This is a genomic window from Micromonospora sp. CP22 (assembly GCF_009712475.1).
GTDB lineage: Bacteria > Actinomycetota > Actinomycetes > Mycobacteriales > Micromonosporaceae > Micromonospora.
This window is the reverse complement of the sequence record NZ_VCJO01000015.1, coordinates 18,918-41,232: the sequence shown is the minus strand read 5'-3', so window position 1 is coordinate 41,232 and position 22,315 is coordinate 18,918. Positions and strand designations below refer to the sequence as shown.

Here is a 22,315-nt window from a genome sequence, read left to right as displayed (position 1 = left end):
CCGGATCGGGTGGCATCCGCGTCACGGCGCGCGCCACCCGATCCGGGATCGGGGCCGTCTCGGACGGCAGCCGTCGGACCGGGGGTGACCCGGTGATCAGCTCGTTATCCCGCCCTGGTTGGCTGCCCGCATGAGCTCGACCACCGGCCGACCCGCGCGGGTGTGGGGCGGAAGCGCGCCGCACCGGTTCTACAGCGTCGTGGTCTTCGTGCTGCTCGCCTCGCTGGACAACGTGGCGATCGGTCTGGTGCCGCCGTTGTACGGCGCGATCGCCACCTCCTTCGACGTGCCGCAACGGCTGCTCGGCCTGGTCACCGCGATCAGCTTCCTGGTCAGCGCGGTGGCGGCGGTGGGCTGGGCGTACGTCGGGGACCGCACCAACCGCAAGCCCCTGCTCATGATCGGCACGCTGCTCTGGGCGGCCGGCACCGGCGGCAGCGCTCTGGCCGGGAACTATCCCACCTTCCTCGCCGCGCAACTGCTCGCCGCGGTGGGTCTCGGCGCGGTCGGATCGGTCGGCTTCTCGGTCGTCACCGACCTCATCACGCCTCGCCGCCGGGGCCTGGTGATGAGCTTCTGGGGGCTCTCCCAGGGAGCCGGCACCCTGGCCGGCACCCTCGTCGGGGGTCTGCTCGGCGCGGCCGACTGGCGTCGGCCGTTCCTGGTGCTCACGGTCGTGGGCCTGGTCGCCACGGCGGCCTACCTGTTCACGTACGACATCCGGCGCGGCCAGAGCGAGCCGGCCCTGGCCGACGCGCTCGCCGTCGGCGCCGACTACGACTACCGGATCAGCCGGACCGACCTGCCCGTCATCCTGGGGCGGCGGACCAACCGGTGGCTCATCCTCCAGGGCCTCACCGCGCAGGCCGCCTTCGGTTCACTGGTCTGGCTGCCGTACCTGTTCAACCAGCGGGCTCAGGACCAGGGCTACTCGGAGGCCACCGCCATCGTGGTGGGCAGCGTCTTCGCCACGCTGTTCCAGCTGGGCGGGGTGCTCTCCATCGTCGGCGGGTTGATCGGCGACGCGCTGCAACGGCGTACGCCCTCGGGGCGGGCCATGGTCGCCGCCGTCGGCATCTTCGCCGCGCTTCCGTTCTACCTGGTGTTGTTCTTCGTGCCGATCCGCGTCGACGTGCCCGACGGTGCCGCCACCGGCGCGGTCGTGCAGGCGGTGCTGGCCAGTGTGGTCACCGAACCGACCGTCGGGCTGAGCCTGGTCGCCGCGCTGCTGGCTCTGGCGCTGACCTCGGCGAACTCGCCGAACTGGTTCGCGCTGATCGCCGACGTGAACCCGCCGGAGCACCGGGGCACCGTCTACAGCCTGGGCAACCTGGTGAACGGGGTGGGGCGGGCGGCCGGCAACGGCCTGGTCGGGGTGGCGTTCCACGGGCTGCGGGTGGCCTTCCCGCCGCCGTTGAACTACGCCGTCGGGCTGGCCGCCTTTCAACTCTTCTTCATCCCCACCGGCATCATGTACTGGCTCGCCGCGCGTACCTCGCCGAAGGACATCACCGACGTACGGCACCTGCTGCAAACCCGAGCCCACCAGCTTGAGTGAAAGGAAGGGCACCTTTTTAACGCCTCCGGTAGAGGAAGGGCCCCCTATTAACAAAAGCGTCGCTCGTGCCGGCCGCGTGTTAACAAGGGGCCCTTCCTCTACACCAGACGTTAAGAAGGTGCCCTTCCTTACGCTGCCCGTAGCCAGATGGTGGTGTCGGGGGGGACGGAGGCATCGTCGGGTAGGGGGGTGCTGGTGTGGAGCAGTTCGCCGGCGGGCGGGGGGACGGCGGTGGGGCCGAAGTTGGTGAACACGACCAGGTCGCCGTTGCGGAAGGTCAGCACCTCGTCGGCGGAGGAGAGCCATTGCAGGGTGCCCCGGCCGAGTCCGTACGCGCGGCGTAGCCGCAGCGCCTCCCGGTACATCTCGTACGTCGAGCCGGGCACCCCACGCTGACGGTCCAGCGCGTACTCGGCCCAGGTCGGCGGCTGAGGCAGCCAGCTCGCATCGGTCGGCCCGAAGCCGTACGAGGGCGAGTCGGCCTCCCACGGGATCGGCACCCGACACCCGTCACGACCCCGCTGGGTGTGCCCGCTGCGTTCCCAGGTCGGGTCCTGCCGGGCCTCGTCGGGCAGGGTGGTGTGCTCCGGCAACCCGAGTTCCTCGCCCTGGTAGAGGTAGGCGGAACCGGGCAGGGCCAGCATCAGCAGGGTGGCCGCCCGGGCTCGGCGCAGGCCGGTGGCGGCGTCGGGCTGCTCGTCGCCGACGCCGATGCCGTTGGGTCGGGGCGTACCGACCGGCAGCCCGAGCCGGCTGGCGTGCCGCACCACGTCATGGTTGGAGAGCACCCAGGTGGTGGGTGCGCCGACCGCGTCGGTGGCCTCCAGCGAGCGCGTGATCACCGCGTACTGGGCGGGTGCCGTCCAGGAGGCGAGCAGGTATTCGAAGTTGAACGCCTGGTGCATCTCGTCGGGGCGTACGTAGCGGGCCAGCCGCTCCGCCGGCTCCACCCACGCCTCGGCGACCAGGATCCGTTCACCGGGGTAGCCGTCGAGCAACCGCCGCCATTCGCGGTAGATCTCGTGCACCCCGTCCTGGTCCCACATCGGCGGGCGGGGCTTGTCCGCCTCCTGCCCGGAGAGGATCTCCTGCGGTTCCTGCCAGTCGGCCAGGTCGGCCTGCTTGACCAGACCGTGCGCCACGTCGACCCGGAAGCCGTCCACGCCACGGTCCAGCCAGAATCGCAGCACGTCCAGGAACTCGGCGCGGACCTCGGGATTGTCCCAGTTCAGATCGGGCTGGGCGTTGTCGAACAGGTGCAGATACCACTGGCCGTCGTCGATCCGGGTCCAGGCCGGGCCACCGAAGACGCTCTGCCAGTCGTTGGGCGGCTCGGTCCCGTCCGGCCCGCGGCCCGGGCGGAAGATGTAACGATCCCGCTCGGCGCTGCCCGGGGCGGCGGCCAGGGCGGCCTGGAACCAGGCGTGGGCCGACGAGGTGTGGTTCGGCACCAGGTCGACGATCACCCGCAGCCCGTTGGCGTGGGCCTTCGCGATCAGTTCGTCGGCGTCGGCGAGGGTGCCGAACAGCGGTTCGACGTCCCGGTAGTCGGCCACGTCGTAGCCGGCGTCGGCCTGCGGTGACGGATAGAACGGCGACAGCCAGACCGCGTCGACACCCAACTGGGCCAGGTGACCGAGGCGGGCGGTGATCCCGGGCAGGTCGCCGATGCCGTCACCATCCGAGTCGGCGAACGAGCGGGGGTAGATCTGGTAGATCACCGCCTCCGTCCACCAACCGGTCGGTGGGGTCTGGTGCGTCGCGTCGTGGTTCAGGGCGTACTCCCATGGTCGAGCCGTACCGACCGGGGTCGGGGACGGCGTGCTGGCTGCCGTTCAGTGTGCCCGCGCGGGTGCGGTCGAATCACGCACGACCAACCGAGTGTCCAGGATCACCGACGCGTCCGGTTTGACCAGGTCGGCATCGGTGGTCCGGCCGCAGAGCAGGTCGAGCAGCAGTTGCGCGGCCAGCCGGCCCTGCTCCACGGCCGGTTGGGCGACGGTGCTCAACCCCAGTACGCCGGAGAGCGCGTGGTCGTCGATACCGATCACGCTGACGTCCTGGGGCACCCGCAGTCCGGCGTCGCGCAGCGCGGTCAACGCACCCATCGCCATCTCGTCGCAGGCGGCGAAGATGGCCGTCGGCGGATCACCGCGACGCAGCAGTTCCTCGGTGGCCCGGGTGCCGCCGGGAATGTCGAAACTGGACTCCACGTCGAGGCTCGGGTCCGGCCGCAACCCGGCCACACGCAACGCCTCCTGATAGCCCCGACGGCGGTCCAGGTGGGCGCTGAAGGCGAGTTCGTCGTCGGGGTCACCGGAGATGTGCGCGATCCGGCGATGCCCGAGATCCAGCAGGTGCCGGGTGGCGGTGCGCGCCGCCGCCACGTCGTCGATGCGTACGCAGGGCCAGCCGGGCACGGTGGTCCCGGAGCTGATGGTGACACCGGGCAGGTCCAGCGCCGCCAGCGCGGTCACGTCGGTGGCCCGCAGCGGGGTGGCGACCAACATGATGGCGTCCACCCGTTTGTGCAGGTGGGCGGCGTGCAGCACCCGCTGGCGGTTCTGCTCGCGCCCACCCAGGTTGTGCAGCAGCAGGTCGTACCCGGCCCGGTGGAAGAAGTCCTCGGCGGCCTCGACGACCACGCCGAAGAACCACCGGGTGATCCGGGGGACCACCACCGCCACGGAGCCGGTCCGGCCACCGGCCAGGCGTGACGCGCTCGGTGACACCGCGTACTGCAACTGCTCGGCGGCGTCGAGCACCCGACGCCGGGTCGCCGCCGACACCGTCGGCAGCCCGCGCAGCGCCCGGGAGACGGTGGCCGTGGAGACACCGGCCAGTCGGGCTACATCGTCGATCTTCGTCACGTCAGACCCCGCTCACGTCCCGTGTGGTGCCGCCGCCCGCAGGCGGCGGCACCACGGGCCGATCAGCCCTTGACGCTGCCGGCCAGCAGCCCACGAACGAAGTAGCGCTGCAACGACAGGAACACGATCAGCGGTACGACGATCGAGACGAATGCTCCGGCGGTCAACCGTTGCCACTCGTTGCCTCGGGTGCCGGCGAGTTCGGCGAGCCGGACGGTGAGCGGCGCGGTGACCTCGCTGCCGCCGGCGAAGATGAGCCCGACCAGGAGGTCGTTCCAGACCCAGAGGAACTGGAAGATGCCGAACGCGGCCAGGGCCGGGGCAACCAGGGGCAGCACGATGGTGCGGAAGATCTTCGGGTGGGTGGCCCCGTCGACCCGGGCCGCCTCCATCAGATCCTTGGGCAGTTGCGAGATGAAGTTGTGCAGCAGGTAGACGGCGAACGGCAACGCGAAACAGGTGTGTGCGAACCACACCTGGGCGAAGTTCTGTGCACCGTCGAGGTTCCAGGCCGGCATCAGGGTGACGCCGCCCAGGCTGACTCCGCGCGAGAAGAAGCTCAGCAGCGGCACCAGGGCCATCTGCAGGGGCACGATCTGGAGCGCGAAGATGGCGATGTACACCCAGTCCCGGCCCCGGAAGTTGATCCACGCCAGTGCGTACGCGGCCATCGCCGCGAACGCCAGCGGGAACAGCACCGACGGCAGGGTGATCACCAGCGAGTTGATGAAGTAGCTGGCGAGCTGACCGGACGAGGCGGACTGCCCGAACAGCACATCCTGGTAGTTCTGGAGGGTGAACTCCGGATCCCGGAAGAAGTTCCACCAGCCGGTGGTCTTGATCTGGGCCTCCGGCCGGAGCGAGGAGATGAACAGGCCGAAGGTCGGGATGGTCCAGACGACCGCGATGACGATGGCGACCATCGTCGCGGTGTGGGTGCTGAGTCGTTTGCGCACCCGTGCCGCCGCGGTGGACCCTCCGCTGGTGTCCTGGGCGCCGGTGGCGACCGGGGGAGTGGTGGTGGTCATCTCAGCCCTCCCGTCGCTGTTGACGCAGGTTGCGGATCTGGAAGATCACGATGGGAATCACCAGGATGAAGAGGAAGACCGCCAGCGCGGAGCCCTGTCCGTTCTGGCCGTACCGGAACGCCTGGTTGTACATCTCGTTGGCGATGACGCTGGTGTCGTAGTTGCCGTTGGTCGAGGTGCGGACGATGTCGAAGACCTTCAGCGTGGCGATCGAGATGGTGACCACCACCACGATCAGCGCGGGGCGGATGCTGGGCAGAGTGATCTGCCAGAACATCTGCCAGGGGGTCACGCCGTCGAGGCGGGCGGCCTCGACGATGTCGGCCGGAATCGCCTTGATCGCCGCCGACAGCACCACCATCGCGAAACCGGCCTGGATCCACACCATGATCACGATGAGCAGCAGCGTGTTCAGCGGTGAGTCCAGCAGCCACTGCCGAGGCTCGCCACCGAGGCTGACCACGATCTGGTTGAGCAGACCGATCTGTTCCTGGTCCTCGCCCCGGTAGGCGTACACGAATTTCCAGATGATGCTGGCACCGACGAACGAGATCGCCATCGGCATGAAGATCAGTGACTTCGCCACCACCTCCAGCCGGGCCTTGTCGACGAGTACCGCGTAGATCAGGCCGATGGAGGTCGCGACCAGCGGGACCAGGGTGACCCAGACCAGGGTGTTGACCAACACCCGCACGATCGAGTCCTCGGCGAACATCCACCGGTAGTTGTCCAGGCCCACCCAGTTCTGACTGCCGCCGTCCATGAAGGACAGCAGGGTGGTCCGGATCGCCGGTACGACCAGGCCGATCATCAGCAGTAGCACTGTCGGCAACAGGAAGAACGTGGCGAACATCCCCTCGCGGGGCTTGCTCCGCCCAGGCAGTGGCGCGCCACTGGCGGTCGCGGCCGCGAACTGCGCCTCACGCCGCCGGGCGAAGTAGGACGGCACCGCGTCGAGCAGCACGAGTAGGCCGCCCACCACCACCGCGAAGGCGACCAACCCCCACAGCAGCATCATCAGCTTGGGCGACTGCTCGGCAAAGTCGAAGTTCATCAACCCTCCCCGGGTCCTCGGTAGAGCCGGTGGGCCGGTCCGCGTACGCGGACCGGCCCACCGCTGGAACTACTTCCAGCTGCTCTCGATGCCCTGGAGGACGGTGGCGGTGTCCCGCCCGTTGATCCAGTCGACCATGCCCTTCCAGAAGGTCCCGGCGCCGACGGCGGCGGGCATCAGGTCGGAACCGTCGAACCGGAAGACCGAGCTCTCGTCCTGAAGGATCTCGACGGAGAGCTTGTCGATCGGGTTGGCGACGTTGGCCAGGTCGACCTTGTTGTTCGCGGACACCCAGTCGCCGATCTTCGCGCGGCTGTTGGCGTACTCACCGGAGGCGAGGTACGTCTGCACCGCCTGGACCTCGGGACGGTCGGTGAAGGCCGTCACGAACTCGCCGCCACCCAGCACCGGCTTGCCCTTGGCCGGGTCGATGGCCGGGAAGTAGAAGGCGAAGACGTCGCCGTCCTCGGCCACCCGGGTGCCCTCAGGCCACTGGTTGGCGTAGAACGACGCCTGCCGGTGCAGCGCGCACTTGCCCTGCGTGATCGGCACGCCGGCCTCCTGGAAGGAGGTGGTGGCGATGCTGCGCACCCCGCCGAAGCCGCCGTTGACGTACTTGTCGTTCTTCAGGATGGTGCCCGCGCGGTCCACCGCCTCCGCGACCCGGGGGTCGTTGAAGGGGATCTCGTGCGTGGTCCACTGGTCGTAGACCTCGGGGGTCTGCGTCCGCAGCATCAGGTCTTCGATCCAGTCCGTGGCCGGCCAGCCGGTGGCCTCACCGGACTCGATACCGGCACACCACGGCTTGATGTCGGTCCCGGCGATGGTGTCGCTGAGCTTGATCAGGTCGTCCCAGGTGGTCGGAACGGTCCAACCCTTCTCCTGGAACATCTTCGGCGAGTACCAGACGAACGACTTCACGTTCGACCCGAGCGGCGCGCCGTAGAAGGTGCCGTTGATGGTGCTGTACTTCAGCCAGTCGGGCGAGTAGTTCTGCTCGGCCATGGCCTTGGTCTCGTCGCTGGCCGGCTTCAGCTGGTTGCGTTCGGCGAACCGGGCGAGCAGGCCGGGCTGCGGGATGAAGGCCAGGTCGGGAGCGTTGCCGCCGTCGACCCGCACGGGGAGCTGGGCCTCGAACTCGCCACTGCCCTCGTGGTTGATCTTAATGCCGGTGCATTCCTCGAACTGCTTCCAGGACTCCGCCAGGCGGTCGGCCTCGATGTCCCGAATCGACGAGTAAATGTTGACCGTCTTGCCGTCGTGGCCCTGGTACTTCTCGTACGGGGCACACTCCGCGGAATCGGCGTTGCTGCTGCCGCCGTTGCTGCTGCTTCCGGTGCCGCAAGCGGTGGCGCTGAGTGCCAGTCCGATCGCGCCTACGATCGCGAGGGCCTGGCGTGGCCTGGCAGAGACCGCCATGCCGTCCTCCTTCCTGTCCGGCGCAGGCCGGGATTTGCTTCCGGTTGACCTTGTGCCGGTCCGATGGGCGTTTTCACATGTAAGCGCTTGCATCCCGCGCGGTCCACCCTTGGACGGACACGACCGAGTAACAATCCGGAAATCTGAGAAACGCCCATGGAGCCGCTTACATCGACGGCAGAGACCCCCGTCTATCAGGGGATGTTTTCTCGGCCACGACATGCGGCAGGAAGAATTACGGTCCCGACGGGCCGCCCCGGGTGGGTGCGGCGACCGCTCTGACGAGCGGGATCATGCGCTGCTCACGGTGCGGCGGGGCCCACCGCCCGGTCCGCGCTCGGCGGACCAGGCGGTGGGCCGACGGGTCAGCTGTTCAGCTGCCAGATCGCGAAGTTGAGGGCCGAGGCGAAGGTGACCCAGGCCCAGTAGGGCAGGAGCAACGCCGCCGCCAGGCGGCTCGCCCGGGAGAACAGCAGCACTGTCACGCCGATCGCCAGCCACAGCAGGATGATCTCGGCGAACGCCAGCCCGTACCGGTCACCGGCGAAGAAAAGGGGCGTCCAGGCGGCGTTGAGCACGAGCTGGACCACCCACGCGCCGAGGGCGGCACCGAACCCCACCCGCCGCCAGACCAGCCAGGCGGCGACCGCGATCATCACGTACAGGACGGTCCAGACCGGGCCGAAGAGCCAGCCAGGCGGCGACCACGAGGGCCGGTCGATGTTCGCGTACTGGTCACTCGCGCCTGCCCCGGCCAGGTTGCCGATGACGGCGACGGCCACTACGGCCAGCGCGAAACCGGCCAGCGCCCACCACTGGCGGGTGCCGTTGCGTCGGGTCTGCTCCGCGGTTGTCCCCATGGATCGGTGGTTCTCCACTCACCGGCGTCGGCAAACCTCGCGAACGGGGCCCGATCGGGTGGTGGCCGACCGACGACAGCACGCCGGGGCCGTCGCGTCCGGTGACTCCTGTCGGGAGGACGGAGTACCGGACACGACGACCCCGGCGGGTTCGGTGAGCGACGCACTGCGCCGCGACGTCAATTGAAGATGCTGACCCCACCCGGGCCGACGAGCAGCCCGACGACGATGAGGACGATGCCCCAGAGGATCTGCCGGCGGAACAGCGCGAGGATGCCGGCGACCACCAGTACGACTGCGAGAATCCAGAGAATCAGCTCCATGGTTGCTGAATACCCCCGGCAGCGACACCGGAAACCTCATCCGGATCAAGGTGATCACCGAGGTGGAAGACGCTGTACGCCTGCTTGATCACCGGATGGGCCACATTCCGGACGCGTACCCCGCCCGGGGTGATGCCGCGCTCCGAGCCGTGATGGGCATGCCCGTGCAGCGCGAGCGCGGTCGGCGCCGAGTCCACCGCCTGCCCCAGCTGGTAACAGCCGAGGAACGGGTAGATCTCCAACGGTTCCCCGGCCAGGGTGTCCGGCACCGGGGAGTAGTGGGTGAGTGCCACCAGCACGTCGCAGTCCAGCGAGCGAAGTGCCTCGCCCAACCGGTCGGCGCTCTCGGTCGTGGTGCGTACGAACGCCTTCATCTCCGGCTCGCCGAAGTCGCTGGCGCTCCGGCCGGCGAAGCCGCCACCGAAACCCTTCACCCCGGCGACGCCGAGTCGGCCGGCAGGGCAGTCCAGCACCACTCCGTCGCCCTCCAGCACGGTGATGCCCGCCTCCTCCAGCGCGCCGACCACCTGCGGCACCTGGTCGCACTGGTGGTCGTGGTTGCCCAGCACGGCGATCACGGGTACGCCCAGGTCACCGAACTCCCGGGCCACGCAGCGGGCCTCGGCCTCGGTGCCGTGCCGGGTCAGGTCACCGGCGAGCAGCAGCGCGTCGACGGAGCCGGGTAGCTCCTCCAGCGCCGGCCGGAACCGACCGAGCACGTCCTCGTCCAGATGCACGTCCCCCACAGCGGCGATCCGGATAACCATCGAACCTCCTCAGGGCAGTTGCTCGATCTCCGTGGGTGCCTGCGCCCGGATCACCCCGATGTCACTGGTGATCGGCACGTCCGGGATGCGTTCGGCGACCCGACGCAGGATCTCCTCCCGCCGGTGTTCGCTCGCCACCTCGCCGTGCAGCACGAGGGCGCGTTCGGTGCGGACCACGGTGATGCCCTGTTCGGCGATGGACGGATCCTCGGTGAGCAGCCGGTGGATCTCCGCCTCGACGTACTCGTCGGGCGGCCCGGCACCGGAGTCGCGGTGCTCGGTCACTGTCTCCCCCTCTCGTCGGCGGTGTCGGCGTACGGCACGACGTCCAGCCTGTCCAGCAGCACCAGGAACGACTCGGCGTACGGCGAGTGCTGCGTCTCCTTGCGTACCCGTTCCCAGTCGATCTGCTCCCGTAACGAGCGGGCCAGCGGCAGCCCGCGGGCGAAATCGCAGTAGTGCTGGGAGAAGCTCAGCAGCTTGTGCACCATCAGTTGGGTGGCCGACAGCACCGGCATGTGGATGGCGTCGACCGGCCGCACGACCGTGTCGGCGAAGGTCTCCTCGGTCACCGGCGTCTCGATCGGGCGGTGGATCAGGTCCACCATCCGGCCGCCGTCGTAAACCTTGACCAGCCAGTCCTCCGGCGGCCGCTCGGCGGTGAAACCACTGCTCACCAGCGCTTCCAGTGCGGCTTCCACGTCGGACTCGCGGATCAGGAAGTCGACGTCGTGTTCGCTGGAGTGCCCGCCGTGCGCGTAGACGGCGAAGCTGCCACCCAGGGCGAACGGGATCTCCGCCTGCTTGAGTACGGCGGCGACCTTCTTGAGGGTGTGCAGGAGAGTCTCGTCGTCGCGCTCGGCCATCTCGCCTCTCCTGTCGACTCGATCGGATGCCACCGGTGGGATCCCCGATCGGTACCCGGCATTCCGGTCGGCCACACCTGCCCGACGCGGCTAACGGGATGAAAATGACAAAAGAGGATTTATTGCTCGTTCGTAGGTGCGCCGGTCCGATAGCCTTTCCAAAGTGGTCAGACCGACGGGAGCGCCCCGTTCGACGGGTGGCAGGGGGCGGCTCCGCACCGTAGCCCTGATCGGTATCGACGGTTCAGGCAAGACCACCCAGGCGTACCGGCTGGCCGAGGCGCTCACCGCGGCCGGCTACCCGGCCACCTATCACCGCAACGCCGGTGGGCGGCGCTGGCTCGGTCGGGCCGCGCACCGACTCGGCCGGTCGGATGCCCAGGGGCTCCTCGGGTGCCACGGCATGCTCCTGGTGGAATCCGTGCTCCGTTGGCTGGCCATCGCGCTGACCCTGCTCGCCGGCCGGTTCACCGACCGGATCGTCGTGATGGACCGCTACGCGGCCTGCCAGTACGCCAGCCTCCGCGCGCACGGTGGGCACCGCTGGGAGCGGTTGGTCCGAGCTGCCTACCGGGTCTTCCCCCGACCGCAGGTGACGTTCCTGCTGATCGTGGAGCCGATCGAGGCGTACCGACGGATCGAGCGCCGGGGCACCGACCACGAGACCCTGGCCTTTCTGACCGCCGCGGACCTGGCCTACCGCACGCTGCCGGAGTATCCGACGTTCGTGCCGGTCAACGCGGACCTCCCAGCCGAGGAGACGGCCCGCCAGATCCGTGGACACCTGGCCCCCTGGCTGGCGGACGGAGACGAGCCGACGGGCGACGTGCCGATGGAACTGATCCCGGTTCAGGCCCGCCCGTAGACCGGTACGGCCGCGCCGCTGGTGGGTGCCGACTCGTCCGACGCGAGGAAGCGGATCACCGAGGCGATCTCGGCCGGAGCCACCCAGCGGGAGTGATCGGCGTCCGGCATCGCGGCGCGGTTCGTCGGGGTGTCGATGACGCTGGGCAGCACCGTGTTGCAGCGGATCCCGGCTGCCTTGTACTCCACGGCCACGGCGGAGGCGAAACCGAGCACGGCGGCCTTGGCGGTCACGTAGCCGGCGACACCAGGGAAGGGAGCGACCGCCGCGCGGGCCGCGACACAGACCACCGCGCCTCCACCGGCGGCCACCAGATGCGGCAGTGCGGCCCGGGTGACCAGGTGGGTCGGGCGGAGATTGAGGGTGAGCATCCGGTCGAACTCGTCGATCGGCGTCTCGTGCACCAGCCCGCCGCTGGCGTACCCGCCGACGAGGTTGACCACCGCCCGCAGCGGAGCCTCGGGGTCACCGGCCGCCACCTCGGCCACCCGGGCGGCGTCCTGCGGATCGGTCAGGTCCGCGACGATCCGCACTGGAGCGTTGGCGTCGGGACTGCCCACCGGCTGTGGTTGCCGGCGTTGCGGGGCGACCACCCGCCACCCCGCCGCCACGAACGCGGCACTGACCGCTCCACCCAGACCACCGGTGGCCCCGGTCACCAACACACTGCGATTCGCCATGGACCGAGGTTAGTGCGGTGGCCGGTCGGCGGGTGCGCAAGCCCCACCCGACCCGACGGACCCGGCCCGGTGGGGGAGGCGGCCCGGGTCCGCCGATGGCAGGCTGGACCGGCTGGCATCGGCGTACGCCATGATTGGCGTCCTCGAACTCATGAAAGTAAGTCCAACGGTGGCGAAGAGGCCGAAGGTTCCCGACAATCCCGAGCCCGGCGGGCTGATCGTCCACATCAGCGGCTTGCTTCCGGCGTTGTCGCCGGCCGAGCAGCGGGTCGCCCGGCTGGTGGTCGCGAACCCCGCCGACGCTGCCCGTCGCACCATCACGGACCTCGCCGCCGCCGCCGAGACCTCCGAGGCGACCGTGATCCGGTTCTGTCGCTCGGTAGGGGTGGGCGGGTACCCGCAGCTACGGATCCGCCTCGCCGCCGAGGCCGCCCGGCGCGTCGAGCCACCGGACGCACGGGTGGCCGGCGGCGACATCCCGCCCGGCGCGAACCTGGCCCAGATCATCGCGACGGTCGCCTTCAACGACGCACGAGCCGTGGAGGAGACCGCCGAACAGCTCGACCCGGCGGTCTGCGAGCAGGTGGTGGACGCCATCGCCGGTGCCGGCCGGGTCGACATCTACGGTGCCGGCGCGAGTGGGTTCGTCGCCGCGGACTTCCAGCAGAAGCTGCACCGGATCGGCCGCACCGCCTTCTACTTCCCCGACGTGCACACCGCGTTGACCTCGGCGGCCCTGCTCGGCCGTGGCGACGTGGCCATCGGTCTGTCGCACAGCGGCACCACCTCCGACGTGGTCGAGGTGCTGGAGCAGGCCCGGTCCCAGCGGGCCACTACCGTGGTGCTGACCAACTTCCCGCGCTCCCCGGTCACCGAGGTCGCCGACCACGTCCTCACCACCGCCGCGCGGGAGACCACCTACCGTTCCGGCGCGACGGCCAGCCGACTGGCGCAGCTCACCGTGGTCGACTGTCTCTTCGTCGGAGTGGCCGCGCGTCACCGAACCCGGGCCCGCAGGGCCCTGGAGACGGGCGTCGAAGCCGTACGCGCGCACCGGGTGGGTTCCGGCCGACGGCGGGTGTGACGGGGCGAAGCCGTACGACCAGCGGATTGCCACGTTGACGTCGTCATCGGGTGGACACCGGACCACGGGTGCGGGGCCCACCCGAACCGGTGATCGAGGTGTCCCGGCCGCCCCGCCGCTGGCGGACGTGACGGACCGGCAGGCCGCGCCGACGACGCCGGGCATAGATCCGGGGTGCGGATTGTTCACCAGAGCGTGGGGTAATACCACCAGCGTGGATGAACCGAGCGGTCCACGTACGCGTATCAGGCAGTGACCAGGATCGCAGCACGGCGGTGACCCGGGTCGCTGCACCCGTCGGCCAGGCAGTGCTGCCATGGACCGGGACGGACGGCGATCCGTCGATCCGTCGACCTCACGGGTGCCCGCCGACGTCAGCCAGGCAGGGTGCTGACAGCAAACGTGGACGCTGTTCTCAGCGGATTATCAGGCATTCGTGACACTTTCGACCCACGACATGGAATCCCCGACACGTCTCATCTGTTGTGTAGATGCCAGCACCGATGGGCACAGCGGAGGTTACGGGGGAGCTGATGGGCGTGGGGATGGCAAGGAACCGGGCAACCGGCGCGAGCGAGGGGACCGTGGGCACCGTGGACAAGAACATCGGAATGCGTACTGACGAGGTCGCCGAGGAGCGCGACCTGGTCGGAGTCTACCTGCACGAGATCTCCCGGACGCCGCTGCTTGACGCCGCCATGGAGGTCGACCTCTCCAAGGCCATCGAGGCCGGGCTGTACGCCGAGCACCTGCTCGGCGAGGACCGCGTCCCCGAGGGCGTCACCCGGGAGGAACTGGAGCGGCTGATCGCCGACGGTGAGCGGGCCAAGGACCTGTTCATCAGGGCGAACCTGCGACTGGTCGTGTCGATCGCCCGACGTTACGTCCGTTCCGGCATGCCCATGCTGGACCTCATCCAGGAGGGCAACACCGGCCTGGTCCGGGCGGTCGAGAAGTTCGACTACGAGCGTGGATACAAGTTCTCGACCTATGCGACGTGGTGGATCCGCCAGGCGATCAGCCGGGCGATCGCCCAGCAGGAGCGCACCGTGCGGTTGCCGGTGCACCTGGTGGAGGACGTCAACCGGATGCGCAACGTGGCCCGGCAGCTCACCCGTGAGCTGGGCGGCGACCCGGAGCCGGAGCAGATCGCCACGGCCCTGGGGGTGACCGTCGAGCGGGTCAACGAGCTGGTTCGCTGGTCGCAGGACACCGTGTCGTTGGACACACCGGTCGGTGACGACGGTGACACCAACCTGGGCGACCTGGTCGCCGACAGTGACGCACCGTCGCCCGAGGAGATCGTCCTCACCGGGTTGGAGCGGCAGCGGATCGAAGGGCTGCTCAACCACCTCGACGACCGTTCGGCCGGCATCATGCGGGCCCGGTACGGGCTGGAGGACGGTCGGGAGCACTCGCTGACCGAGGTGGCGTCGCGGTTCTCCCTGTCCCGGGAGCGGATCCGGCAGCTGGAGATCCAGGCGCTGGGCCGGCTGCGGGAGCTGGCCCGCGCGGAGGGCCTGCAAGCGGCCTGAGTACTGACGGTCAACGGCCGGCGTCCGGTAAGGACGCCGGCCGTTGCCTGTCTGTCGCCGGGTGCGACCCACGCTGAGGCGCGACTCAGCGCACCCTCCCATATCCGTACGGTGACATGAGATCCACGGATCGCTTCTCCACGTTGCGGCCGAAGGTCGGTGCGTGGATGACCTGCCCGTCGCCGACGTAGATGGCCACGTGGCCGAGGCTGCGGTAGAAGACGAGGTCGCCGGGGCGCAGCTCGCTGCGGCTGATGTGCGCCACCACACCCCACTGCCGCCGGGTGTTGTGCGGCAGGGACCGACCGGCCGCCCGCCAGGCCGCCGAGGTCAGCCCGGAGCAGTCGTAACTGCCCGGACCGTCCTGACCCCAGGCGTACGGCTTGCCCAGCGCACCGTAGGCGTACCGGACGGCGACGCCGGCCTGTCCGGAGACGGCGGGGGCGTCCTGCGCGCTGTTGGGTCGGTTCGTCGGCTGCTCGGTCGCCCGCCCGTACGCCTGCCGCCGCATCTCGTAGAGCTTGGCGAGATCGCGTTCGATCCGCTTCTTCGCCGAGGACAGCTCGCGCGACTGCGCCGCCTGCTGGCTGAGCGTCACGTCCAGCCGGGTCTTCTCGTCGAGCAGGCGCCGCTGGTCGGCGTTGAAACTGGCGATGGTGGTCTGCCGCTGCCGGGTCAGGTGGTCCAGCGTGCCGAGCCGGTCCAGCACCGAGGTCGAGTCACCACCGTGCAGCAGCGCGTCGACGGTGCCGAGATTGCCGGTCTTGTACGCCGTCGCGGCCAGCTCGCCGACATCCGCCCGGCTCTGCTCGGCCTGCTGCTCCAACGGGCCGAGCCGCTCCTGCAACCGCTTCACGGCGGCGCGGTTGTCCTTGATCTTCTCCCGCAGTTCGTTGTGGGCCTCCACCACGCGTTCCAACTCGACGGAGGCCTTCTCGATCCGCCGGGTCAGTTCGGCGGGTGAAGGTTCGGCCCGGACCATCGTCGCCGGCACGAGTAGTGCCAGTGCGCAGGCGGCGACCGTCAGGGCGCGCAGCGTGTGCGTCAGGGACGACAAGAGCTCGAATGCTCCTCTCCGGGGCCGGCGCGGGCGGCTGAGGCTCCGCGACGGCGACGGCCCGGTGCTGCCCGGGTGGGCAGCGGCCGGCCGAGCCGACCAGCCCAACCTAGTACGGGACGGGAGTCATCCGCAGAGAAAGCCGAGACCAATGGGGGTGCTGTGGCACAACCCGCAGCGGCTGGGCCGGATAAGCACGGCATCAGCGATATGTCGGACTGGTCGCTCTCGGCATATGACGCCGGATGGCGGGGCGTTTTGACCGACAAACCGGACTTGACGCACTCTCTCCGGCGCCGGGCAGCTCCGGACAGGCCCCTGACCATCGGAAACGTTCAAGCCGCAGTGGCGTCGACGGCCCACAATGAATCGCGCGGCCGGGAATCCCGTCAACCGGCGTCCACGCCCAGCCCGACGGGAACCGACCCGGTGCCACCAGCCGTGGGAGGAGGCGTCGTGAATCCTGATGGCGCGACAGTACGACCGCCCCGGACCCCCCGAGACACCGGCAGAGCGCCGAGGCTGCTCTACGCCCGGCCGGGGATCATCGTCACCGCCGACCGGTTCACCGTCGGCCGCAGCAGTTGGCGCGTTGCCGAGCTGACCCATCTGCACAGCAGCCGGGGGCCGCACGACCGGATGGCCACTCGGGCCGTGCTGGTGTCGACGGTGGTGATCGGTGGGGTGGGACTGCTACTGGGCTTCACCGGAGGGCTGCAACGGCTCACCGCCGGGGCGTACCTCCTGCTCGGGGCTGTCTTCCTGGTGCCGGTGCTGCTCGCGGCGGCGGGCGACCGCTGGCGTCCGCCCGCGTACGAGCTGTGGGGCCGCCGGGCGGGGGCCGACGAGCTGCTGTTCAGCAGCGACGACGAGCGCCAGTTCGGGCAGGTGAGCCGGGCCCTGCGCCGGGCCCGTGAGATGAACAGCTACGGCGGCTGGGAGGACCCGCTGGCCAGTGCCGAACCGTGGCGACCACGACGGTGACGATCGCCGTCGCGCGCAACTACCCGGCGATCGGTTCCGGCGCCGCCTCGCGTTCCCGCTGCTCGGCGGTGACCAGCGCGCTCACCCGTCGCTCCGCCCAGAAGGAGACGAACGGCACGGTGCCGGCCAACATCACCAGGATCATCCGCTTGAGCGGCCAGTCGGCCCGCCGGGAAAGGTCGAACGCGGCCACCAGGTACACCATGTAGAGGAAGCCGTGTGCCTGGCCCACGGTCTCCACCACGACCGGGTTGTCGAAGCCGTACTTCAGCGGCATGCCGATCACGACCAGCAGGATGAGCACCACGCCGACGACCCAGGCGATCACTCGGTAGCGGGTGAGGGCAGCGCGCACGTCTCGTCAGTCCTTCCGGGGCCGGCTCAGCCGGGATAGTCGCCGGGCTTCGCGCCCGGGTTGGCGTTCAACCATGACAGGTAGCGGTTGTAGGCGGCGAGGTCGGCATCGTCCTCGCCCGGACCGTCGGAGACCCGGGTGACCCGTACCGGACGTCGGATGCCGGCCCGTGGGCGCTCCGTACCGTCCTCGCCGGACGCGGCGCGGTGATCGTCGGATGCCGGCGCGGTCACCTCTCCGCCCGGTGCGGGGGCGGGGGCCGCCCGTAGCGCATGGCGTACCTCACGCCACCAGACGAAGACCACGAAACCCGCGAAGATCGGCCATTCGACGGCGTAACCCCAGCTGATGGCGTTACCCGCGGCGGCCCGGCTGACCTGCCACCAGCCGAGCCCGAGAAAGGTGGTCACCAGCACGACCATGGCCACGTGGCGTGCGATCCACGCCGGGGTCCAGAGCCGCTTCATGCCACCGAGGGTACCGGGGTCGGCCGTGGTCTCCGACGCGGTGTCGTAGCACCTTCTGGTTTGGCCACACCCGGTGCGGGCAACCGTACAGACGCCAGCCCACGACGGATGAGGGGGCGAGATGACGGCATCGGGACCACAGGACCCATTTCCTGCCGGCGGTACGGAGGTGAGCCCCGAGCAGCGGATCCCCGAGTGGGGCGACGACCGGACGGCTGCCCCCGCGTCGGACGCCGACCTGCTCGGTATCGACCCGGCGGAGCTGGGGGAGGAGGATCTCATCCGGGAGATGCAGAGTCTGCACCGCACCCGCCTGGACACCCTCCGCCACGCGACCGACTCGGCGCTCGCCAACCACCTGCGGCGTACCGCCGAGCTGGAGACCGAGTACCTCGCCCGGCACCCGGGGCGTGAGGTCGACCCGAGTCGGCTGCGGGACGCGTGATGGGGTACGCGGAGCGGGGGGTCTCCGCGCCCCCGGAGGTCGTGTTCAACACCGCCACCGACCCCAACCGGATCTCCTCCTGGCTGCCCGAGCCACTGCTCTCGGGTGACCCGGCCCGGGAGGACGACGCCGGGCGACTGCGGGCCCGCTGGGCGGCCCGCGACACCGACTGGTCGGCCGATCTCCAGGTCGAGTCGGTCGACACGGGCGGCTCCCGGCTCCGCCTCGAACTCCGCGGCGGTGGCGAGGACATCGACCGGCTCGCCGACGAGGCGCTGCACAGCCTCGCCCGCACGGTGGCCGACAACCTCCAGGCCGGCTGACCGGTCGGAACCCGCCGTCGACGTCGGCGACATCCAACGTGACCCCCGAGGAGGCCGGGTGAGCAACCTGAGACAGAAAGTGGCGCGACTACGCAAGGCGTACGCGCCGCACGAGCATCGCCCACTCGGCGGCTACCTGGCGGCGATGGGCACCTACGCCGGTGTGACCGGTGCGATCGCCGGCCTGGTGAAGGCGACAGGTCGAACCGTGCCCGAGCGACCCGCCACGTCGGATGTGGTGCTGCTCGCCGTCGCCACCCACAAGCTGAGTCGCCTGCTGTCCAAGGACGCGGTGACCAGCCCGTTGCGGGCCCCCTTCACCCGGTACGACCGGCCCATCGGCAGTGGCGAGGTGATGGAACAGGTACGCGACTCGGGCAGCTCCACCCGCCACGCCATCGGCGAGCTGCTCAGCTGCCCGTTCTGCCTGGCCGTGTGGGTGGCCACCGGGCTCACCGGCGGGCTGGTGCTCGCGCCGCGACTGACCCGCCTCGTCGCCACCGCGCTGACCGCCGTGGCGGCCTCAGACTTCCTGCAAATGGGGTACGCGGTGGCCCAACAGGCGGCCGAGGGTGGTGGCAGGGAGGAGGACTGACCGGTTACAAGCGATGACGAGGCCGACCCCACCTGTGGGCCGGCCTCGTCGACGTACCGTGGTCAGCGCTGCATGCCGGACCAGCCGCGCGGCGACTCCGGCTCCCGCTCCTCCTCGTCCTCACCGGTGACGATGTCCCGGTCCACAGCGGTGCGGTCGTGTTCGTTGGCGAAGTCGGGCTCGGGCAGGGTGTCGGTGCCCTCGGGTGGCTGGCCGAGCGCGGGCGTACGGGGGTGCTGATCTTCCTCGCGCTGCGTCATGGTGTTCCTCTCCTCGTCACCGGCATCGACCGACTGGTCAGCCCGCCGAGCCGCCCAGCAGGTCGGTCACCTCGTCGACCGCGTACTCGCCCTGCGGCAGTGCGTTGAGCCGGGACAGCAACTGCGCCGGCAGTTCCGCGGCGACCGCGCGGCGGTAGATGTCCACCTGGCTGATCCGCTCCTGACCGTGGTAGAGGTCGTCGAGCAGTTCGTCGAGCGGACGGGTGTCCACCTCCTCGATCTCCACCTCGTCACCGAACTCGATAGCCGTCGCGGGCAGGTCGGTGGTCGGTGGATCGAGCGCGGCGGTGTCGACCACGGGCACGTCAGCCAGGGTGGCTTCCGGCAGCTGGGCCTGCGTCGTGGGCACCGTGGGCGCCTCGGTCACGGGTACGTCGTCGTTCACCTCCGTGACCTACCCCCCTCCCACCCCCCAAAACACCCACCCTCCCGCCACCTCGCGGGCGACCGAGAGGTCGTCGCACCCAGAGCGCTCTGCGGTGGCGACGACCTCTCGGTCGACTCGGGTCAGGCGTGACTAGGCGGAGGTGGGGGTGGCCAGGGGAGCGACGGCCCGGCGGGCGCGTACGGCGGTGGCCAGGTCGGTGAGCACCTCCTCGGTGGTGTCCCAGCCGATGCAGGCGTCGGTGACCGACTGACCGTAGGTGAGTTCGCGGGTGGGGTCGAGGTCCTGGCGCCCGGGCACCAGGAAGCTCTCCAGCATGATCCCCACGATGCCCCGCTGGCCGGCGGCGATCTGCGCGGCGACGTCGGCGGCCACCCCGGGCTGGTTGCGGTGGTCCTTGCCGCTGTTGGCGTGACTGGCGTCCACCACCAGCCGCTCCGGCAACCCGGCGGCGCGGAGCAGGTCCAACGCGCCGGCCACCGACGCCGCGTCGTAGTTCGGCCGACCGCCGCCACCGCGCAGCACCAGATGCCCGTCCGCGTTACCGCGCGTGTGCATGATCGCCGGGGTGCCGGAGACGTCGATGCCGGGGAAGACGTGCGGCACCCCGGCGGCCCGGATCGCGTCGACAGCGGTGGCGATGCTGCCGTCCGGGCGGTTCTTCATGCCGATCGGCATGGACAGCCCGGAGGCGAGCTGGCGGTGCACCTGGCTCTCCACCGTCCGTGCCCCGATCGCGCCCCACGCGACGGTGTCCGCGATGTACTGCGGGGTGATCGGGTCGAGGAACTCGCAGCCCACCGGGAGACCGAGCCGCAGCACGTCGAGCAGCAGCGCCCGAGCCCGCCGCAGACCCGTGTTGACGTCCCCGGAGCCGTCCAGCCCAGGATCGTTGATCAGGCCCTTCCAACCCACCGTGGAACGCGGCTTCTCGAAGTAGACCCGCATCACGACGAGCAGGTCGTCGGCCACCCGCTCGGCCGCTGCCCGAAGCCGGTGGGCGTAGTCGAGGGCGGCGGCGGGGTCGTGGACCGAGCACGGGCCGACCACCACCAGCAGCCGGTCGTCGGCCCGGTCGAGCACCTGACCGACCGCCCGGCGGCCGGTCAGCACGGCCGTGGTCAGGGCGTCGTCCAGGGGCAACTCGTGGTGCAGCAGGGCCGGGGTGGTCAGCGGTACGACACGGTCGATCCGCTGGTCGATGACCCGGTGGTCCTCCGGGGTCGTCACGGTAGGCATCCTTCCGCCGACCGCACCCGGGGCCGGTGCCCGGGTCGAGCCGGCTGCTCGTACGCGAAAGGGCAGGAACGAAAGCTCCTGCCCGGCCGGCTCGAAATCGGTGACGTCAGATCATGGTGAGGTCACCGGCCGAGCCGGCTGCCTAAACCATCGATACGACCGCGTCACGCCGGTAAGCGTACCTGAATGTGCCCGAACGCTCACCCTCCCGTCGCCGGAGTCTCACGGAGTGCCGGAGACGCCATCGGGGTATGAGGAGCGGCATGAGTGACGAGCGAAGCGACCAGGAGCGGGTGGAGTCCCGGGCACACCTGCTACCCGAGGAGGCGGCCGCGGGCAGCGACGACGCGCAGGCGCAGGCCGACGCGATCCTCGCCGAGTCCGATGCCCGGGAGGCCGACCAGAACGCCGCCCCCGACACCGTGCTGGAACGGCGTACCTCGGATCAGACTGTCAACCCCGTCGAGCCGCCCGACTGAACCCGGACGCCACGACCGCGCCGGGATCCCCGGTAGGTGTGTTGCCGCAGCCAGGCAAGTGGTCCGGCCAGCCGCAGTTCCTCCGGGCGGTTGCCGACGGGGTCGAAGGCGAGCGCGGCGTCGTCCCGCGCGCTGAGCTGCTCGCCGATGGTGACCCGCCCGAACGGCCGCCACGGTCCCGTCGCGGAGGCGACCGCGAGGACCAGCCCGGGGCGCTCCGCCGTCACCGCGGCGGAGAGCCCGGCCAGGTCGTGGCCCAGGTCCGGTGACTCCGGGTCGGCCAGCGCGGCCAACCACAGCCGTCGCCGGCCGGCCCGGTAGGACATGATCGAGCTGTAGGTGCCGGCGAAGCGGCGTCGGGGCAACGGCAGGTGGCGTAGCCCCGGCGCGGCGGCGCTGGAGCTGACCAGCAAGTCGAAGGGGCGACCGGTCGGACGGTGTATCCGCACCGCCAGACCCAGCACGTCGGGCCAGCTGCCCGGGGTGGGCGTTCCCTTGGAGAGGCGGACCACCGCCGGGTAGCGCCCCGGCAGGTCGAGCAGCCGGACACCGGTCGGCTGGCCGGACTCACCCCAGACGCGGACCTCACCGGCGAAGGACCGGCCAGCCGGGTGCAGCAACCGACTGCGGCGCAGCCGGGCCAGGGCTCGGGCCGCTCGTTCGGCGACGGCGGCGGGCTGCGACCGGGGAATCCTCATGTCTTCCGCATACCCACGGTCGTACCGTCGATGCCGCCTGCCCGCCCGGGTGTCGTCAGCGGGTACGGCCCCCGTCGGGGGTGCCCCGCGACGCGGCT

The 22,315-nt window shown here is 70.2% G+C and carries 27 protein-coding genes; 9 read left to right on the top strand and 18 right to left on the bottom strand.

Translation table 11 applies throughout. From position 1 onward, the window contains the following. Positions 1-130: 130 nt before the first annotated feature. Positions 131-1,558: an MFS transporter gene (locus FF096_RS21085; RefSeq protein ID WP_155221143.1), complete on the top strand. Its 1,428-nt coding sequence runs from the start codon at positions 131-133 to the stop codon at positions 1,556-1,558. Positions 1,559-1,686: 128 nt separating this feature from the next. On the opposite strand, the gene FF096_RS21080 is transcribed toward FF096_RS21085, so the two are convergent. The 10 genes from FF096_RS21080 to FF096_RS21040 all read right to left on the bottom strand — a co-directional run bounded on the left by FF096_RS21080 (position 1,687) and on the right by FF096_RS21040 (position 10,778). After that, positions 1,687-3,333 (bottom strand): alpha-amylase family glycosyl hydrolase, encoded by a 1,647-nt coding sequence (locus tag FF096_RS21080; RefSeq protein ID WP_155221141.1) that lies wholly within the window; start codon positions 3,331-3,333, stop codon positions 1,687-1,689. 60 nt (positions 3,334-3,393) lie between these two features. After that, on the bottom strand, positions 3,394-4,428 hold the full coding sequence (locus FF096_RS21075) for a LacI family DNA-binding transcriptional regulator (RefSeq protein ID WP_309223698.1): 1,035 nt from the start codon (positions 4,426-4,428) through the stop codon (positions 3,394-3,396). Between the two features lie 62 nt (positions 4,429-4,490). Next, positions 4,491-5,456 (bottom strand): carbohydrate ABC transporter permease, encoded by a 966-nt coding sequence (locus FF096_RS21070; RefSeq protein ID WP_155221139.1) that lies wholly within the window; start codon positions 5,454-5,456, stop codon positions 4,491-4,493. A 1-nt stretch (position 5,457) separates the two neighbouring features. Next, positions 5,458-6,510 carry a carbohydrate ABC transporter permease gene (locus FF096_RS21065; protein WP_155221137.1) on the bottom strand — a complete coding sequence of 351 codons (1,053 nt, stop codon included), beginning with the start codon at positions 6,508-6,510 and terminating at the stop codon, positions 5,458-5,460. Positions 6,511-6,579: 69 nt separating this feature from the next. Further along, positions 6,580-7,929 (bottom strand): ABC transporter substrate-binding protein, encoded by a 1,350-nt coding sequence (locus FF096_RS21060; RefSeq protein ID WP_155221135.1) that lies wholly within the window; start codon positions 7,927-7,929, stop codon positions 6,580-6,582. Between the two features lie 365 nt (positions 7,930-8,294). Next, positions 8,295-8,789 carry a TspO/MBR family protein gene (locus FF096_RS21055; RefSeq protein WP_155221133.1) on the bottom strand — a complete coding sequence of 165 codons (495 nt, stop codon included), beginning with the start codon at positions 8,787-8,789 and terminating at the stop codon, positions 8,295-8,297. A 179-nt stretch (positions 8,790-8,968) separates the two neighbouring features. Continuing rightward, positions 8,969-9,112, bottom strand: coding sequence for a GPGG-motif small membrane protein (locus tag FF096_RS26395; RefSeq protein WP_007464364.1), 144 nt, complete (start codon positions 9,110-9,112; stop codon positions 8,969-8,971). Continuing rightward, positions 9,103-9,879 (bottom strand): metallophosphoesterase, encoded by a 777-nt coding sequence (locus tag FF096_RS21050; protein WP_155221131.1) that lies wholly within the window; start codon positions 9,877-9,879, stop codon positions 9,103-9,105. The genes FF096_RS26395 and FF096_RS21050 overlap by 10 nt, the downstream gene beginning before the upstream one ends. A 9-nt stretch (positions 9,880-9,888) precedes the next feature. Further along, positions 9,889-10,164, bottom strand: a complete 276-nt coding sequence (locus tag FF096_RS21045) for a hypothetical protein (protein WP_309223697.1) — start codon at positions 10,162-10,164, stop codon at positions 9,889-9,891. Then, positions 10,161-10,778, bottom strand: coding sequence for a nucleotidyltransferase (locus tag FF096_RS21040; protein WP_309223696.1), 618 nt, complete (start codon positions 10,776-10,778; stop codon positions 10,161-10,163). The genes FF096_RS21045 and FF096_RS21040 overlap by 4 nt, the downstream gene beginning before the upstream one ends. 130 nt (positions 10,779-10,908) lie before the next feature. On the opposite strand from FF096_RS21040, the gene FF096_RS21035 reads away from it, so the two are divergent. Continuing rightward, positions 10,909-11,610, top strand: a complete 702-nt coding sequence (locus FF096_RS21035; protein ID WP_309223695.1) for a thymidylate kinase — start codon at positions 10,909-10,911, stop codon at positions 11,608-11,610. Here the strand turns inward: FF096_RS21035 and FF096_RS21030 are convergent. Beyond that, positions 11,595-12,290, bottom strand: coding sequence for an SDR family NAD(P)-dependent oxidoreductase (locus FF096_RS21030; protein ID WP_155221128.1), 696 nt, complete (start codon positions 12,288-12,290; stop codon positions 11,595-11,597). The genes FF096_RS21035 and FF096_RS21030 overlap by 16 nt on opposite strands. A 169-nt stretch (positions 12,291-12,459) precedes the next feature. Here FF096_RS21030 and FF096_RS21025 point away from each other — a divergent pair, with 169 nt between their 5' ends. Both FF096_RS21025 and FF096_RS21020 read left to right on the top strand, forming a co-directional pair. Beyond that, positions 12,460-13,374: a MurR/RpiR family transcriptional regulator gene (locus tag FF096_RS21025; protein ID WP_309223694.1), complete on the top strand. Its 915-nt coding sequence runs from the start codon at positions 12,460-12,462 to the stop codon at positions 13,372-13,374. 545 nt (positions 13,375-13,919) lie between these two features. Then, entirely contained in the window at positions 13,920-14,909 is a 990-nt protein-coding gene (locus FF096_RS21020; protein WP_196222600.1) for an RNA polymerase sigma factor RpoD/SigA, read from the top strand. Between the two features lie 85 nt (positions 14,910-14,994). On the opposite strand, the gene FF096_RS21015 is transcribed toward FF096_RS21020, so the two are convergent. After that, positions 14,995-15,966, bottom strand: a complete 972-nt coding sequence (locus FF096_RS21015; protein ID WP_155221124.1) for a C40 family peptidase — start codon at positions 15,964-15,966, stop codon at positions 14,995-14,997. Between the two features lie 456 nt (positions 15,967-16,422). Here FF096_RS21015 and FF096_RS21010 point away from each other — a divergent pair, with 456 nt between their 5' ends. After that, entirely contained in the window at positions 16,423-16,950 is a 528-nt protein-coding gene (locus tag FF096_RS21010) for a DUF6232 family protein (RefSeq protein ID WP_309223693.1), read from the top strand. A 19-nt stretch (positions 16,951-16,969) separates the two neighbouring features. On the opposite strand, the gene FF096_RS21005 is transcribed toward FF096_RS21010, so the two are convergent. Continuing rightward, on the bottom strand, positions 16,970-17,305 hold the full coding sequence (locus tag FF096_RS21005) for a DUF3817 domain-containing protein (RefSeq protein WP_309223692.1): 336 nt from the start codon (positions 17,303-17,305) through the stop codon (positions 16,970-16,972). 26 nt (positions 17,306-17,331) lie between these two features. After that, entirely contained in the window at positions 17,332-17,772 is a 441-nt protein-coding gene (locus tag FF096_RS21000) for a hypothetical protein (protein ID WP_155221122.1), read from the bottom strand. Positions 17,773-17,893: 121 nt separating this feature from the next. Here FF096_RS21000 and FF096_RS20995 point away from each other — a divergent pair, with 121 nt between their 5' ends. Genes FF096_RS20995 through FF096_RS20985 form a run of 3 tightly spaced genes read left to right on the top strand, consistent with a single transcriptional unit; the run spans position 17,894 to position 19,135 of the window. After that, the gene (locus FF096_RS20995; protein ID WP_155221120.1) at positions 17,894-18,217 is read left to right on the top strand and encodes a DUF6158 family protein; all 324 of its coding nucleotides are present in this window, start codon (positions 17,894-17,896) and stop codon (positions 18,215-18,217) included. Further along, positions 18,217-18,540 carry a hypothetical protein gene (locus FF096_RS20990; protein WP_155221118.1) on the top strand — a complete coding sequence of 108 codons (324 nt, stop codon included), beginning with the start codon at positions 18,217-18,219 and terminating at the stop codon, positions 18,538-18,540. The genes FF096_RS20995 and FF096_RS20990 overlap by 1 nt, the downstream gene beginning before the upstream one ends. A gap of 58 nt (positions 18,541-18,598) precedes the next feature. Beyond that, positions 18,599-19,135 (top strand): DUF1360 domain-containing protein, encoded by a 537-nt coding sequence (locus tag FF096_RS20985; RefSeq protein WP_309223691.1) that lies wholly within the window; start codon positions 18,599-18,601, stop codon positions 19,133-19,135. A 62-nt stretch (positions 19,136-19,197) separates the two neighbouring features. Here the strand turns inward: FF096_RS20985 and FF096_RS20980 are convergent, their stop codons facing one another. The 3 genes from FF096_RS20980 to FF096_RS20970 form a co-directional block, all read right to left on the bottom strand. Continuing rightward, a complete protein-coding gene (locus tag FF096_RS20980) occupies positions 19,198-19,395 on the bottom strand; it encodes a hypothetical protein (RefSeq protein WP_155221116.1) in 198 nt (65 codons plus the stop codon). Between the two features lie 37 nt (positions 19,396-19,432). Continuing rightward, the gene (locus tag FF096_RS20975; RefSeq protein ID WP_375335369.1) at positions 19,433-19,714 is read right to left on the bottom strand and encodes a hypothetical protein; all 282 of its coding nucleotides are present in this window, start codon (positions 19,712-19,714) and stop codon (positions 19,433-19,435) included. A 219-nt stretch (positions 19,715-19,933) separates the two neighbouring features. Continuing rightward, positions 19,934-21,040: a 3-deoxy-7-phosphoheptulonate synthase gene (locus FF096_RS20970; RefSeq protein WP_155221114.1), complete on the bottom strand. Its 1,107-nt coding sequence runs from the start codon at positions 21,038-21,040 to the stop codon at positions 19,934-19,936. A 263-nt stretch (positions 21,041-21,303) separates the two neighbouring features. On the opposite strand from FF096_RS20970, the gene FF096_RS20965 reads away from it, so the two are divergent. Beyond that, on the top strand, positions 21,304-21,519 hold the full coding sequence (locus FF096_RS20965; protein ID WP_155221112.1) for a hypothetical protein: 216 nt from the start codon (positions 21,304-21,306) through the stop codon (positions 21,517-21,519). Here the strand turns inward: FF096_RS20965 and FF096_RS20960 are convergent. Continuing rightward, positions 21,486-22,217, bottom strand: coding sequence for a phosphodiesterase (locus FF096_RS20960; RefSeq protein ID WP_196222597.1), 732 nt, complete (start codon positions 22,215-22,217; stop codon positions 21,486-21,488). The two genes, FF096_RS20965 and FF096_RS20960, sit on opposite strands and share 34 nt — an antisense overlap. Positions 22,218-22,315 lie beyond the last annotated feature (98 nt).